Origin of the sequence: Ectothiorhodospira sp. BSL-9, assembly GCF_001632845.1 — a bacterium.
In the GTDB taxonomy this organism is placed as follows: domain Bacteria; phylum Pseudomonadota; class Gammaproteobacteria; order Ectothiorhodospirales; family Ectothiorhodospiraceae; genus Ectothiorhodospira.
In genome coordinates, this window is the sequence record NZ_CP011994.1 from 77084 (window position 1) to 91065 (window position 13982).

A 13982-nucleotide genomic window follows, 5' to 3' on the forward strand; every position below is an offset into this window, starting at 1 on the left:
ATTCCGCTTTCATCGCTCCTCAAGGACCTTCGCGTCGTTCGGCATCAGCGTCGAACGGCGCAGTATCTCCGGGATGGCCTTGGCGGCCACCGGGTGGCTGAAGCGATACCCCTGCGCCCGATGACATCCAAGGGCCAGCAGGGCCTCCTGCTGCTCCCGCGTTTCCACACCCTCGGCCAGCACTTCCATCTTCAGATGCCCACCCAGCGTGGTGATGGCGCTGGCGATGGCCACATCGTGAGGGTCGGAGGAGATGCCACTGATAAAGCTCTGGTCAATCTTCAAAGCATCAAAAGGCAGTGACTTGAGATAGGACAGGGATGAATACCCGGTGCCGAAATCATCCACCGCAAGAGCCACACCCAAAGACTTGAGCTGGCGCAACAGTTCCTCCGAACCCTGACGGCGATCCATGACGAAGCTTTCCGTGATCTCCAGTTCCAGCAGGCCCGGTTCCACCCCCGTCTCCCGCAACAAGGCGTCCACGGTTTCCGCGAGGTTGCTGCGCTGCACCTGCACACCCGAGACATTCACCGCCACAGTGCCAAATTCGAGTCCGGCGTCCCGCCAGGCTTTCGCCTGCACACAGGCCTGGCGCAACACCCAGCGACCAAGGGGCAGGATCAGGCCGGTATCCTCGGCCATGGGGATGAAGCGCCCCGGCGAAATCATGCCCCGGGTGGGATGCTCCCAACGGACCAGTGCCTCAAGACCCACCACCGCCCCGCTGATCAGATCCACCTGGGGCTGGTAGTGCAGCACCAGTTCATTGCGTGCCAGTGCCTGGCGCAGGTCCGCCGCCAGCAGCACCCGGTCCCGGGCGTAATCGGTGAGATCCTGAGTGTAAAGAGCATAGGTATTGCCGCCCGCCTGCTTGGCGTGATGCATGGCCGCATCGCTGTGCTGCAGCAGTTGATCCTGTTCGCGGCCATCCTGGGGGAAGCTGGCGATACCAATACTGGCAGTGATGAAGACGTCGTTATTGCGTATCTTCACGGGGAGCTGCACCGCCTGGATGATCGCCTCAGCCACCTGTTCCACCCGGGTTTCCTCATCTGAGCCCTGCTCCACCAGGATGGCGAATTCATCACTGCCCATGCGCGCCAGGGTTTCGCCCCGCTGCAGGATGCTGGTGAACCGCTCAGCCAGACTGGAGAGGAGTTGATCCCCCATGCGGATACCCAGGCTGTCATTGATATGCTTGAAGCCATCCAGGTCCAGTAGCAGCACCGACACCTGCGAGGCATGAGAGCGAGCCCTGAGAAGGGCCTGTTCCAGGCGGGTGCGAAACAGCAAGCGATTGGGCAGGTTGGTCAGGGCATCCCGGTGGGCCAGGCGTTCGATCTGTTCCTGGGAGCTCTTGAGGTCGGAAATATCGGAAAAGACACTGACGAAATGGGTCAACCGGCCCTCGGCGTCGCGCACGGCATTGATGGTGGACCATTGGGGGTAGATCTCACCGCTCTTGCGACGATTCCACAGCTCGCCCCGCCAGCCTCCCGTCAGGCTGATCATGTCCCACATGCGACGGTAGAAGAACCGGCTATGGCGGCCGGAACTGAGCAGGCTGGGATTGTGCCCGATGGCCTCCTTCGGACCATAACCCGTGATCCGGGTGAAGGAGGCATTCACCATCAGGATGCGGGCACGATCATCGGTGATGATCATGCCCTCGCCACTGGATTCGAACACCGTGGACCACTGGCGCAGTTTTGCCTCATCGCGCTTGCGCGCGCTGATGTCCTGAAAGGCCCCCTGCACCCGGGTGATGCGCCCTTGCTCGTCGCGCACGGCCCGACCGATGGTGCGCACCCAGACCGGCGTACCCCTACGGGTGAGGATCTGCATCTCCTCGTCGTAGGGAATGCCTTCCTCGGCGCACGCCCGGAAGACCTGGCGAATCCTGTCCCGGTAGGCCGGCGCATAGAACTCAATGCCGTCTTCCAGCCTGATCCGGGTGCCCGGGGGCATGTCATGGATGCGATAGACCTCAGGCGACCAATGCACCAGGCCAGCTTGCAGATCCACCTGCCAGCCACCCACATGGGCCAGGCCGGAGGCCATGTTCATGAGGCGCTCGCTATCCTCGAGACGATGGGCCCAGGATCGCAGCAGCCCATACAGCAGCATGGACGTGACCAGCACGAACAGCAGCCCCTTGGCGATCTCCAGACGAACCTGCACCGTCCCATTATCAAGGGCCAGATCCAGTAGCCAGCCAGAACTGACGATCCACAGCCCCGCGATGAGGGCGTAAATCAGTACCAATGTTCCGGCGCTTGGTTTGAGGCGTTTACGCATCACGTCACTCTACGGCATCTCCGAATCCCCCGGAATACCATCCCCCGACATAATCGGGTTATCATGATGGCACCTGTCTCCCGGGAGATCCACCGGGGCGATGCGGGTCGGCGGTTCCCGCCAGTCGCGGCCCATGATGTCCCACGGAGCCCCATGTCAGACACCCACCCCAGTGAGGAAAGGTACCGCACCACGCGACGGGTGACGCTCGTGGGTGCCGCCACCAATGCCACCCTGGCCACGGCCCAGGTGGTGGGTGGTTTCCTCACCCAATCCCAGGCACTGATCGCCGATGGTGTACATACCCTGTCGGACCTGCTCAGTGACTTCATGGTGCTGTTCGCCGCCCGCAAGGCCAATGCACCGGCGGACGACAACCACCCCTATGGCCATGCCCGTATCGAGACCCTGGCCACCGTGATCGTGGGACTGGCCCTGATCGGCGTTGCCCTGGGCATCGCCCTGGATGCCTTCCGGCGCCTGCAGTCCCCGGAAGACCTGCTCAGCCCGGCCCCCGCGGCCCTGGCTCTGGCGGCCCTGGCCATTATTTCCAAGGAGGGGCTTTACCATTACACCGTGCGGGCGGCGCGGCGCATCGACTCCAGCCTGCTTTATGCCAATGCCTGGCACCACCGCTCCGACGTGGTCTCGTCGCTGGTGGTGCTGGTGGGCATTGGGGCCACCCTGGCGGGCTTCGCGTTCATGGATGCCGTGGCCGCCGTGCTGGTGGCCCTGCTGATCAGTTTGATGGGCGCCAAGCTGATCTGGAACAGTGTGAGCGAGTTGATCGACACCGGCGTGGGCCCGGAAGAACAGCGGCAGATGCTGGATTCGGTCAGGCACCTGGACGGTATCCATGGCGTTCATGAACTGCGTACCCGGCGCATGGGCAGTGCGCTACTGGCCGATGTGCACATCATGGTGGGCCCAAGGATCAGCGTCTCCGAAGGCCATCGCATCAGCGAATCCGTAGCCAAGACCCTGCGACAGTCCCGTCCCGAGTTGCGCGAGGTGCTGGTGCATGTGGATCCGGAGGATGACCGGACACACGCCCCCAGCAGCCACCTGCCCTGCCGGTCTGAATTGATGCGCCGCTTGAATCTGCAGTGGCAGTCCGTCCCCGGCGCACTGCCGATGGACAACGTGGTGCTGCACTACCTGGACGGTCGCATCCATCTGGAACTGCACCTCTCACCAGACAATTTTGAAACCCTGGAGGGGGCACGAGCCCTGGCGCGACAGCTCACCCGGGTCACCCAGGAGGTGAAGGGAGTGGGGGAAGTCAGGGTGTATTTCAGGTAATGAGCCCCCCCCTTCAAGCTGGGCGGATGAGCACCGCTCGAATTTGAGCACTTCGGGGAGAATTCGCTCGCGGGCCCCTTGCTTCATGCTGGCCAGTGACTTTGGTAGGGTGGTTTTTCAAACATAAGGGAAAAACCGATGACGATACATCTTGAAATGGTTCCCATCCTGTCACTGATCGCCGGCATTGCCATACTGATCGTGCCCAGGCTGCTCAACTACATCGTCGCCATCTATTTGATCGTGATTGGTGTGGTTGGTTTGTTTAACCTGTAGTTCGCCCACAAAAAAGCCCCTGAATCAGGGGCTTTTCATACATCATGGCGGAGAGGGAGGGATTCGAACCCTCGGTACGCTCGCGCGTACAACGGTTTTCGAGACCGCCCCGTTCGACCGCTCCGGCACCTCTCCTGACGGTCTTGGCGAAGTCAGGCATTATAGCCTATCCGCCCATGTCTTTTTAAGCCCTTGAGACGCCGACGCCCCGCATTAACCCTGGCACAGCGCATGGAGATTGTCGCCTTCCTGCTGCTGGTGACCCTCACCCTGCTGTTTGTCTTCGCGCGGCCCGTGACCGAACTGGACCGCGTGCTGGCCAAGGGCGAACTGGTGGTGGCCACCCGCCTGGGCAACACCACTTATCAACCCTGGGCCAACGGCACCAGCGGTTTCGAATATGACCTGGCCTCGGCGTTTGCCGAGCATCTGGGGGTGGAACTGCGCATCCTGGTGCCGGATCGCTTCGAGTCCATCCTGCCCCTGGTGAACGCCGGGCGTGCCGACATGGCCGCAGCCGGGATCACCATCACCCGGCCGCGCCTCAGCCAGGTACGCTTTGGGCCCAGTTACATGCAGGTAACAGAACAGCTGATCTACCGCAGCGGCAGGAGCCGACCGCAATCCCTGGCCGATCTGGCCGGCCGGACCATCCTGGTGGTGGCCGGCAGCAGTCACGCAACCACGCTGGCGCAGTTGCAGCCGCTCTACCCGGGGCTTGAATGGGAAGAAGTGGCGGACACCACTCCGGAGGATTTACTGCGCCAGGTGTGGGAGGGCGAGGCTGAACTCACGGTGGTGGACTCCATGGAACTGGCGGCCACATTGCGCTTCTTCCCGGAACTCAGGGTAGCGCTGGAACTGTCGGAACCCAGGCCGCTGGCCTGGGCCTTCAAGCGCAACGCGGACGCGACCCTGCTCAGGGAGGCCGAGGCCTTCTTCGAACAGATCACGGAGGATGGGCGCCTGGAACAGATACTGGAACGGTATTTCGGGCACGTGGAGATGCTGGATTATGCTGGCCTACTCATCTTCATGCGTCGCATCAGGAATCGTCTGGACCGTTTTGAGCCCCTGTTTCGCGAGGCGGCCCAGGCGCACGATCTGGACTGGCGTCTGCTGGCCGCCATCAGTTATCAGGAGTCCCACTGGGACCCGGGCGCCATCTCCTACACGGGGGTACGCGGCCTGATGATGCTCACCCGGGCCACCGCCGGCCAACTGGGGATACAGGACCGCACCGACCCCCGTGACTCGGTCTTCGGCGGCGCGGAGTATTTCGCCAGCCTGCGCGGGCGTCTGCCGGATGACATTCATGAACCGGATCGAACCTGGATGGCCCTGGCCGCCTATAACGTAGGCCTGGGGCACCTCCACGATGCCCGCCGGATCACCCGATCCCAGGGGGGGGATCCGAATCGCTGGATAGACGTGATGGAGCACCTGCCTCTGCTCAGTCAGCCCGACTGGTACCGGCAAACCCGCTACGGCTATGCCCGTGGCTGGGAACCGGTGCATTACGTGCAGAACGTGCGCAGCTTCTACGACATCCTCACCTGGCTGGACACCCGGGACGAAGCCCCGGGGGAACCTGCACCACTAACACCACGCCGGGGCGTTGCGCCTCTGGAGATCCTGCCCCCAGCTCTATGAGCGCCGCCCACGCCGCGAGCGAAAGAAATCCCGCAACAGGTCGCCGCAGGCCTGGGAGAGCACACCGCCGGTCACCTGCAAACGATGATTGTGCATGGGCAGGTTGACCAGATCGGCAGCGCTGCCGGCGGCGCCGGTTTTGGGGTCGTATGCACCAAACACCACCCGCTCTACTCGGGCATGGATCATGGCACCGATACACATGCCACAGGGCTCCAGGGTGACGTAGACGGTGCTGCCCGGCAGGCGATAGTTCCCTTCCCGCTGAGCGGCCTCGCGCAGCGCCAGGATCTCGGCATGGGCCGTGGGGTCGGCCAGGCCGATGGGCTGGTTGCCAGCGCGGCCAAGGCAGTCTCCCCCACGAACCACCAGGGCCCCCACTGGCACCTCGCCGTTGTCGGCCGCCCGCCGGGCCAGTTCCAGGGCCTGATGCATCCAGTGGACGTCATCGGGATCCATGCCTGCGCTCCTTAGTCTCGGTCTGATATGTCATACTGCAGCCACTCATTCACTCGTCCACACGCCCCGTGAAAAGAAATCTCGATTCCAAAGAGATCGTCGACGAATTCGTAGCGGATCTTCGCGCAGATCTTCAGGGAAATGGCATCCAGATTCCCACCCTGCCGGATGTCTCCATCCAGGCGCTGTTCACGATCAACCGCGACGACAGCTCCATTGACGATGTCACCTCGGTGGTGGCCCGGGACACCGCCATGGCGGCACGCCTGATTCGCTATGCCAACAGTCCCGTTTACCGGGGGCTGACCCGTTGTGCCACCATCAAGTCTTCCATCACCCGGCTGGGGCTGGAGAAGACCAAGAATGTACTGCTGTCACTGGCCATGCGGGACGTGTTCAGCACCGGTCACCGGGGCATTCGCCAACGCATGGAAACCCTCTGGGAGCATAGCGTGGAGGTGGCCGTGGTCAGCACCCTGCTGGCCCGTCGCTACCGGCATCTGGACCAGGAGGAGGCCATGCTGGCAGGCCTGATCCACGATGTGGGCGTGATCCCCATCCTGAACAAGGCCAAGAATGTGGATGTGATCGTCGAGAACGAGAAGCATCTCAACCTGATCATCGCCTCGCTCCACATGGCCGTGGGCAAGGCGGTGCTCAAGGCCTGGAACTTCGAGCAGGAACTGATCGACGTGGCCGCCGAGCACGACAACCTGGGGCGTGACCCGGGGGATGACAAACCCGTGGACTATGTGGATATCGTCCAGGCAGCCAACATCGAAAGCTACCAGTCCACCCGCCACCGACTGGCCTCGGTGGACCGCATGAAAGTGGCCTCCCTGCGTCGCCTGGGGGCCACCCCGGAAGACCCGACCCTGCCCTGGGACGAAGACCCGACCGCCATGCAGCAGATCAGCCGGATCTTCGTCTGAGCGGCATTACTCCCACTCGATCGTCGCCGGCGGCTTGCCGGAGATGTCGTAGGTGACCCGGGAGATGCCCTTGATCTCGTTGATGATGCGGCGTGAGACCTTGTCCAGGAACTCATAGGGCAGATGGGCCCAGCGGGCGGTCATGAAGTCGATGGTCTCCACGGCGCGCAGGGCCACCACGTAGTCGTAGCGGCGGCCATCGCCCATCACACCCACCGATTTCACGGGCAGGAACACCGCAAAGGCCTGGGAGACCTGGTCGTACAGCCCGGCGGCGCGCAGCTCCTCGATGAAGATATGGTCGGCCCGGCGCAGCAGGTCCGCGTACTCCTTCTTCACCTGACCCAGGATGCGCACCCCAAGCCCGGGCCCCGGGAAGGGATGACGGTAGACCATCTCCGTGGGCAGACCCAGCTCCACGCCGATGCGACGCACCTCGTCCTTGAACAGCTCCCGCAGGGGCTCCACCAGACCCATCTTCATGGTCTCGGGCAGTCCGCCCACATTGTGGTGGGACTTGATCACATGGGCCTTGCCGGTCTTGGAGCCGGCAGACTCGATCACATCCGGGTAGATGGTGCCCTGGGCCAGCCAGCGGGCGTTGGTGAGCTTGCTGGCCTCCTCGTCGAAGACCTCCACGAACAGACGGCCGATGATGCGGCGCTTTTCTTCCGGATCCGCCTCTCCTTCCAGGGCCGACAGGAAGCGATCTTCGGCATCGACGCGGATCACGCGCACGCCCATGTGCCGGGCAAAGGTGGCCATCACCTGGTCACCTTCCTGGTGACGGAGCAGGCCGGTATCCACGAAGACGCAGGTGAGCTGATCGCCAATGGCCTTGTGCAGCAGGGCACCCACCACCGAGGAGTCCACGCCACCGGAGAGGCCCAGCACCACATGGTCGTCGCCCACCTGGTCACGCACGCGGGCAGTCATGTCCTCGATGATGTTGCCGGCGGTCCAGAGGTTCTCGCAGCCACAGATATCGTGCACGAAGCGCGACAGGATGCGCTGCCCCTGGGTGGTATGGGTGACCTCCGGGTGGAACTGCACGCCATAGAAGCCCCGGGCCTCATCGGCCATGCCGGCGATGGGGGCCGCCTCGGTGGAGGCCATGAGCTTGAAGCCATCGGGCATCTGCGTGACCCGATCGCCATGGGACATCCACACATCCAGCATCCCGAATCCTTCCGGGGTGGTGTGGTCCTCGATATCGGTGAGCAGCGGAGTATGGCCGTGGGCACGCACTTGGGCATAACCAAACTCCCGGTGGTCCGACCCTTCCACGCATCCGCCCAGCTGGGCGGCCATGGTCTGCATGCCGTAGCAGATGCCCAGCACCGGCACACCCAGTTCGAACACACACTGGGGCACACCGGGCGGATCGCTCTCGTTGACTGACTCGGGGCCACCGGAGAGGATGATTCCCGTGGGGGCGAAGTCCCGGATGGCAGCCTCGTCCATGTCCCAGGGGTGGATCTCGGAATACACCCCAGCCTCGCGAATGCGTCGCGCGATGAGCTGGGTGTACTGGGAACCGAAATCGATAATGAGAATGCGGTAGGCGTGAATATCGGCAGCGGTCATGGATCAGTCCATCCGGTAGTTGGGGGCTTCCTTGGTGATCGCCACGTCGTGCACGTGGCTCTCACGCATCCCCGCAGCAGTCACCCGCACAAAGCCGGGGCGCGTGCGCATCTCCTCGATGCTGGAGCAGCCCACATAGCCCATGGAAGAACGCAGCCCACCCACCAGTTGATGAATGATCGCCACGATGCTGCCCTTGTAGGGTACCCGGCCCTCGATCCCCTCCGGCACCAGCTTGTCCACGTTGGCGTTGCCCTCGTTGTCCTGGAAGTAACGATCCGAGGACCCCTGCTGCATGGCGCCCAGAGAGCCCATGCCCCGATAAGACTTGTAGGAACGGCCCTGGTAGAGCTCCACCTCGCCAGGGGCCTCCTCCGTGCCGGCAAACAGGCTGCCCAGCATCACCGAGTGGGCACCGGCGGCCATGGCCTTGGCAAAGTCACCGGAGAAGCGCACACCGCCGTCCGCAATGAGCGGCACGTCCGTGTCCTTGAGGGCCTGGCGCACGTTGTCGATGGCCGTGACCTGGGGCACACCCACACCAGCAACGATGCGCGTGGTGCAGATGGAGCCGGGGCCAATACCCACCTTGACGGCATCGGCGCCCGCATCCACCAGCGCCAGGGCAGCCTCACCCGTGGCGATGTTGCCGCCCACCACCTGCACATGCGGGAAGTGCTTCTTCACCCAGGCCACGCGATCCAGCACGCCCTGAGAATGGCCGTGAGCCGTATCCACGATCACCACGTCCACGCCCGCATCCACCAGCGCCTCGCAGCGTTCCTCGGTGCCGGCCCCCACGCCCAGGGCCGCTCCCACCCGCAGGCGTCCCTGCTCGTCCTTGCAGGCGATGGGGAAGTCAGTGGATTTCTGGATATCCTTCACGGTGATCATGCCACGCAGGTGGAAGTCGTCGTTCACTACCAGCACCTTCTCGATGCGGTGCTCATGCAGCAGATGCTGGACCTCCTCCCGATCGGCACCCTCGCGCACGGTGACCAGGCGTTCCTTGGGGGTCATGATCTGGGAGACCGGGGCATCCATGCGGGTTTCAAAGCGCAGGTCGCGGCTGGTGACGATGCCCACCAGGTCCTTGCCACTGACCACCGGCACCCCGGAGATATCATTGGCACGGGTAATGGCCAGCACGTCGCGGATACTGGTATCCGGTGTCACGATGATGGGATCCACGATCACACCACTCTCGTATTTCTTGACGATGCGCACCTGATGCGCCTGGGCCTGGATGTTCATATTCTTGTGAACGATGCCGATACCGCCCTCCTGGGCGATGGCAATGGCAAGACGGGCCTCGGTGACCGTGTCCATGGCGGCCGATACCAGGGGGATGTTCAGGGTGATGCCGCGGGTGAACCGCGTGCTGAGATCGACTTCCTTAGGCAATACCCTTGAGTGAGCGGGTAGCAGAAGGACGTCGTCGAAGGTGAGGGCTTCCTGGACGATGCGCATGATGATTCTCGGCGGGGGGACGCGGTGGTTAATCCTCCTATTATAAGGATGCGACCAGGGGTGGTAAACCTGAGTGCTGTGGTTGTATCGTGTTGTGCATGCCCCCGATCCTGACTGTCTCAGACCTGAACGAAGCCGTCCGTAACGAACTGGAAGGGGGCTTTCCGCTGGTCTGGGTGGAAGGCGAGCTCTCCAACCTGGCTCGCCCCGCCTCCGGACACCTGTACTTCTCGCTCAAGGACAGCGGTGCGCAGGTCCGTTGCGCCCTGTTTCGCAATCGCGCCCGACTGCTGGGGTTTCGGCCCGCCGATGGCACTCAGGTGCTGGCTCGGGCCCGGGTGAGCCTGTACGTGCCCCGTGGCGACTACCAGCTGATCGTCGAGCACATGGAGGAGTCCGGCGATGGCGCCCTGCGCCGCGCCTTCGAGGTGCTGCGCCGCAAACTGGAGTCCGAGGGGCTGTTCGATCCGGCAGCACGCCGCCCCCTGCCCGCCTTCCCACGGCGCGTGGGTGTGATCACCTCCCCCTCCGGCGCCGCCATCCGCGACATCCTCGCGGTGCTCAGGCGCCGCTTCCCGGCCCTGCCGGTGCTGGTGTTCCCCGTGCCGGTGCAGGGGGCCGAGGCCGCCCCGGCCATCGTCCGGGCCCTGGATCAGGCCGCCTCCCGGGGTGATTGCGATGTGCTCATTCTGGCCCGGGGTGGCGGCTCCCTGGAAGACCTGTGGGCCTTCAACGAGGAATCGGTGGCCCGTGCCATCCGCGCCTGCCCCCTGCCGGTGGTCAGCGGCGTGGGCCATGAAACCGACGTGACCATTACCGACTTCGCTGCCGATCTGCGCGCCGCCACCCCCTCGGCTGCTGCCGAACTGGTCAGCCCCAATGGCCAGGACCTGATTCGGCGCGTGGCGCATCAGCAGGCCCTGTTGCAGGAGCGCATGGAGCGCCGGCTCCAGGCGCTGCGTTTGCAGCTTCAGGGCCTGGAGCGTCACCTGCGCCAGCAACATCCCGAGCGACGGCTGCAGGATCGCAGCCAGCGCCTGGACGAACTGGAGCAGCGTCTGCGCCAGGCCATGGTGCGTCGACAACGGGATCATCGAACCCAGCTGCGTGTACTCTGGTCGCGCCTGCAGCGCACCTCGCCGGCGGCCCGCGTGCTGACCGGGCAGGAGCGCTGCGCGCAGCTCTCGCAGCGCCTGCACCGGGCCATGGACCTGCGCCTGGAACGCCTGAACACCCGCCTGACCAGCAACGCCCGCACCCTGCACACCATCAGCCCCCTGGCCACCCTGGGCCGGGGTTACAGCATCCTGATGACTGAAACCGGCGAGGTGATCCGCGCGGCCAGCCAGGTCCAGCCGGACCAGCGCCTGCAGGCCCGGTTGAGCCAGGGTGAGATCCAGTGCCGGGTGGAAGAGACCCGGGAACCCTCACCATGATCAAGCCCCTCTCCCCCTGGGGGAGAGGGGAGTATTTGTCGCTGAACCTTGCTCCTTTCACGTCAGCCTGCGTGGGGCTGACCGGGAGGCCTCTCGAAAAAGACTCCGATGCGTCCGGACCTCGGGGAGAGCGGGCGTCAGGCCCGGCCTGTACGCCGCTCATGCAGGGCCTGCAGCCAGGACAGGGTGGCCACGCCCGGCTCCGGGCCCTCCCCCCGCAAGACCCGGCACGGCCGCCCCGGCTCGCCCAGGTGATCCAGCACGGCCAGGGCGCCGGTAAAGTCCTCGTCGGCCGTGTAGCCATTGACCGTCATCACGGTCCCGATGCCCGCCCCAAGGGCCGCCGCCAGGCCATGGCCCGAATCCTCGATGGCCAGGCACGCTGCGGGCGACAGATCCAGCCCCTCCAGTACATGGTGATAGATATCCGGAGCCGGCTTCTTGTCCGGCACCACGTCCCCGGCACCGATCACCTGGAACCAGCCGATGGAGGCCTCCCCCAGATTCGCTCGCAGCAAACCCTCCACATTGGCCGGCGAGGTGGTGGTGGCAATGGCCAGCCTCACCCCCGACGCGCGCGCCTCCTGCAGCAGCCGCTCCACCCCCGGACGCAACGGAATGCGCCCCTGCTCCAGCATGGCCGCGAACCGGGCCGTCTTGCGGGCATGCAGCCCCGCCACGAAGGCATCCAGGTCTTCGGGTGCCTCGAATGTGGGGGCATCCTGCTTCAGGAAATATCGGATGCGCTCCTTGCCACCGGTCACGGCCAGAAGCCCCGCGTAGCGCTCCACCGACCAGTGCCAGTCCAGACCGGCCTCGGCAAAGGCTTCGTTGAAGGCGACGCGATGCCCGTCCCGCTCCGTGTCCGCCAGTGTTCCGTCCACATCCCAGATCAATGCTTTGAGTGAATGGCTCACCGGTACTCCCCTCTGGTCGACTAACGATGCCCGGAAGATTACTATGTAAATCCACGGGCAGACACCCGGGGCCCTCGCCCCTGTGAACGCCCGCCGGGGCTTGACGCGACCGGTTTTTTGCTTGCGCCCCTGGGGATTCTCTGGTATCAACATTCGCCTTTTGGACAGTCAGGAGTGTGCGCAGCGATGGCCTCCAGCAGCAATCAGCCCAACCAATCCGGCAAGATGTCCCGACCGGATGATGGAATTGCCCCTTACCAGCCCACGGAGGGCGAGGAGTACATGAATCGGGACCAGAAGGAGCACTTCCGCGATATCCTTCTGGCCTGGCGCCAGCAACTCATGGAGGAAGTGGACCGCACCGTAGGTCACATGAAAGAAGACGCCGCCAATTTTGCCGACCCGGCCGACCGCGCCACCCAGGAAGAGGAATTCAGCCTGGAACTGCGCACCCGGGACCGTGAGCGCAAGCTGATCCGCAAGATCGAAGAGGCGCTCACCGATCTGGACAACGGCGACTACGGTTACTGCGAAGCCTGTGGCGTGGAGATCGGCATCCGTCGTCTGGAAGCCCGCCCCACGGCCACCTTGTGCATCGACTGCAAGACCCTGCAGGAGATCAAGGAAAAGCAGATGGCCTGATGTACCCTGGCGTCCCACCTGCCGGTGGGACGCCAAATGCCGCACACTGAAGCCCCACCTATCGGGGCTCGCCCATGGCCACACCCTTGGAACCCGCCTACACAGGTCGTTTCGCCCCCTCCCCCACCGGTCCGCTGCATTTTGGCTCCCTGGTCGCAGCCGTGATCTCCTGGCTGGATGCCCGCACCCATGGCGGAACATGGCGGGTTCGCATGGAAGACCTGGACCCTCCTCGGGAGGAACCCGGCGCCGCTGACCGCATCCTTCGTACACTCGACGCCCATGGCCTGCACTGGGATGGTCCGGTGCTCTATCAAAGCACCCGGCTTACGGCCTATGCCGATGCCATGCAGCAGCTGCGGGAGCAGGGCTGGGCCTACGACTGCGGCTGCACCCGTCGGGAGATCGCCGCCCTGGCCCTGCAGGGGCTGGAAGGCCCCGTCTATCCGGGCACCTGCCGCGAGGGCCTGCCCGCCGGCAAATCGCCCCGCGCCCTGCGGGTACGCACCCATGATGATCCCATCTGCTTCAGCGATCGCGCCCAGGGTGAGGTGTGCCAGCAACTGGCAAGCCAGATCGGTGATTTCGTGATCCGAAGGGCCGATGGGCTCACGGCCTATCAACTGGCTGTGGTGGTGGACGACGCCTTCCAGGGCGTCACCCACGTGGTCCGGGGCATTGACCTGCTGGCCTCGACGCCACGACAGATCCATCTGCAACGGCTGCTGGGCCATTCCAAGCCCGTGTATCTGCATCATCCGGTGGTCCTGGATCACGAGGGCGCCAAACTCTCCAAGCAGACCCACGCCCCGGCGGTGGATGACGCAACACCTGGGCAAAACCTGTCACGGGCGCTGGATTTTCTGGGGCTGGGAGGGGATGGGGTCGGGGATCGTGTGGAAGAAGTATTGGAAGCGGCCCTGACAAGATACTCCCCACCCTCCTCCCTTGGCCAACAAGACCCGCATCCGGCATGCTTACCCCCTGGCACCCGTCACCATTGGTAA

The 13982-nt window shown here is 64.2% G+C and carries 12 protein-coding genes and 1 tRNA gene; 7 read left to right on the forward strand and 6 right to left on the reverse strand.

Going from position 1 to position 13982, the window contains the following annotated elements:
- Positions 1–9: 9 nt before the first annotated feature.
- The gene (locus tag ECTOBSL9_RS00355) at positions 10–2301 is read right to left on the reverse strand and encodes a bifunctional diguanylate cyclase/phosphodiesterase (RefSeq protein WP_063463391.1); all 2292 of its coding nucleotides are present in this window, start codon (positions 2299–2301) and stop codon (positions 10–12) included.
- 153 nt (positions 2302–2454) lie between these two features.
- Between ECTOBSL9_RS00355 and ECTOBSL9_RS00360 the strand changes: the two genes are divergently transcribed.
- Positions 2455–3603 carry a cation diffusion facilitator family transporter gene (locus ECTOBSL9_RS00360; RefSeq protein ID WP_063463392.1) on the forward strand — a complete coding sequence of 383 codons (1149 nt, stop codon included), beginning with the start codon at positions 2455–2457 and terminating at the stop codon, positions 3601–3603.
- Between the two features lie 138 nt (positions 3604–3741).
- Positions 3742–3879 (forward strand): DUF3096 domain-containing protein, encoded by a 138-nt coding sequence (locus tag ECTOBSL9_RS16255; protein WP_082829652.1) that lies wholly within the window; start codon positions 3742–3744, stop codon positions 3877–3879.
- A gap of 45 nt (positions 3880–3924) precedes the next feature.
- On the opposite strand, the gene ECTOBSL9_RS00365 is transcribed toward ECTOBSL9_RS16255, so the two are convergent.
- A tRNA-Ser gene (locus ECTOBSL9_RS00365) sits at positions 3925–4014 on the reverse strand.
- Positions 4015–4110: 96 nt separating this feature from the next.
- Between ECTOBSL9_RS00365 and mltF the strand changes: the two genes are divergently transcribed.
- A complete protein-coding gene (mltF, locus tag ECTOBSL9_RS00370) occupies positions 4111–5532 on the forward strand; it encodes a membrane-bound lytic murein transglycosylase MltF (protein ID WP_063463393.1) in 1422 nt (473 codons plus the stop codon).
- Here mltF and tadA read toward each other — a convergent pair.
- A complete protein-coding gene (gene tadA, locus ECTOBSL9_RS00375) occupies positions 5527–5991 on the reverse strand; it encodes a tRNA adenosine(34) deaminase TadA (protein WP_063463394.1) in 465 nt (154 codons plus the stop codon). The genes mltF and tadA overlap by 6 nt on opposite strands.
- Positions 5992–6059: 68 nt before the next feature.
- Between tadA and ECTOBSL9_RS00380 the strand changes: the two genes are divergently transcribed.
- A complete protein-coding gene (locus ECTOBSL9_RS00380; protein ID WP_063463395.1) occupies positions 6060–6923 on the forward strand; it encodes an HDOD domain-containing protein in 864 nt (287 codons plus the stop codon).
- Positions 6924–6929: 6 nt separating this feature from the next.
- Here ECTOBSL9_RS00380 and guaA read toward each other — a convergent pair whose 3' ends face one another.
- Positions 6930–8510, reverse strand: a complete 1581-nt coding sequence (gene guaA / locus ECTOBSL9_RS17200) for a glutamine-hydrolyzing GMP synthase (RefSeq protein ID WP_063463396.1) — start codon at positions 8508–8510, stop codon at positions 6930–6932.
- Between the two features lie 3 nt (positions 8511–8513).
- Positions 8514–9980, reverse strand: coding sequence for an IMP dehydrogenase (gene guaB, locus ECTOBSL9_RS17205; RefSeq protein WP_063463397.1), 1467 nt, complete (start codon positions 9978–9980; stop codon positions 8514–8516).
- A gap of 98 nt (positions 9981–10078) precedes the next feature.
- Between guaB and xseA the strand changes: the two genes are divergently transcribed.
- Positions 10079–11416 (forward strand): exodeoxyribonuclease VII large subunit, encoded by a 1338-nt coding sequence (gene xseA / locus ECTOBSL9_RS00395; protein WP_063463398.1) that lies wholly within the window; start codon positions 10079–10081, stop codon positions 11414–11416.
- A gap of 137 nt (positions 11417–11553) precedes the next feature.
- Here the strand turns inward: xseA and ECTOBSL9_RS00400 are convergent, their stop codons facing one another.
- Positions 11554–12333, reverse strand: a complete 780-nt coding sequence (locus ECTOBSL9_RS00400; protein ID WP_063463399.1) for an HAD family hydrolase — start codon at positions 12331–12333, stop codon at positions 11554–11556.
- A gap of 186 nt (positions 12334–12519) precedes the next feature.
- Between ECTOBSL9_RS00400 and dksA the strand changes: the two genes are divergently transcribed.
- Together dksA and gluQRS are read left to right on the forward strand one after the other, a co-directional pair.
- A complete protein-coding gene (gene dksA / locus ECTOBSL9_RS00405; protein ID WP_063463400.1) occupies positions 12520–12975 on the forward strand; it encodes an RNA polymerase-binding protein DksA in 456 nt (151 codons plus the stop codon).
- A gap of 74 nt (positions 12976–13049) precedes the next feature.
- Positions 13050–13982, forward strand: a complete 933-nt coding sequence (gluQRS, locus tag ECTOBSL9_RS00410; protein WP_082829654.1) for a tRNA glutamyl-Q(34) synthetase GluQRS — start codon at positions 13050–13052, stop codon at positions 13980–13982.

Coding starts and splice junctions, on each gene's coding strand:
- ECTOBSL9_RS16255 (WP_082829652.1), top strand. CDS start 3,742: ATGACGATACATCTTGAAATGGTTCCCATCCTGTCACTGATCGCCGGC.
- dksA (WP_063463400.1), top strand. CDS start 12,520: ATGGCCTCCAGCAGCAATCAGCCCAACCAATCCGGCAAGATGTCCCGA.
- ECTOBSL9_RS00355 (WP_063463391.1), bottom strand. CDS start 2,301: ATGCGTAAACGCCTCAAACCAAGCGCCGGAACATTGGTACTGATTTAC.
- gluQRS (WP_082829654.1), top strand. CDS start 13,050: ATGGCCACACCCTTGGAACCCGCCTACACAGGTCGTTTCGCCCCCTCC.
- guaB (WP_063463397.1), bottom strand. CDS start 9,980: ATGCGCATCGTCCAGGAAGCCCTCACCTTCGACGACGTCCTTCTGCTA.
- ECTOBSL9_RS00360 (WP_063463392.1), top strand. CDS start 2,455: ATGTCAGACACCCACCCCAGTGAGGAAAGGTACCGCACCACGCGACGG.
- tadA (WP_063463394.1), bottom strand. CDS start 5,991: ATGGATCCCGATGACGTCCACTGGATGCATCAGGCCCTGGAACTGGCC.
- xseA (WP_063463398.1), top strand. CDS start 10,079: ATGCCCCCGATCCTGACTGTCTCAGACCTGAACGAAGCCGTCCGTAAC.
- guaA (WP_063463396.1), bottom strand. CDS start 8,510: ATGACCGCTGCCGATATTCACGCCTACCGCATTCTCATTATCGATTTC.
- mltF (WP_063463393.1), top strand. CDS start 4,111: ATGGAGATTGTCGCCTTCCTGCTGCTGGTGACCCTCACCCTGCTGTTT.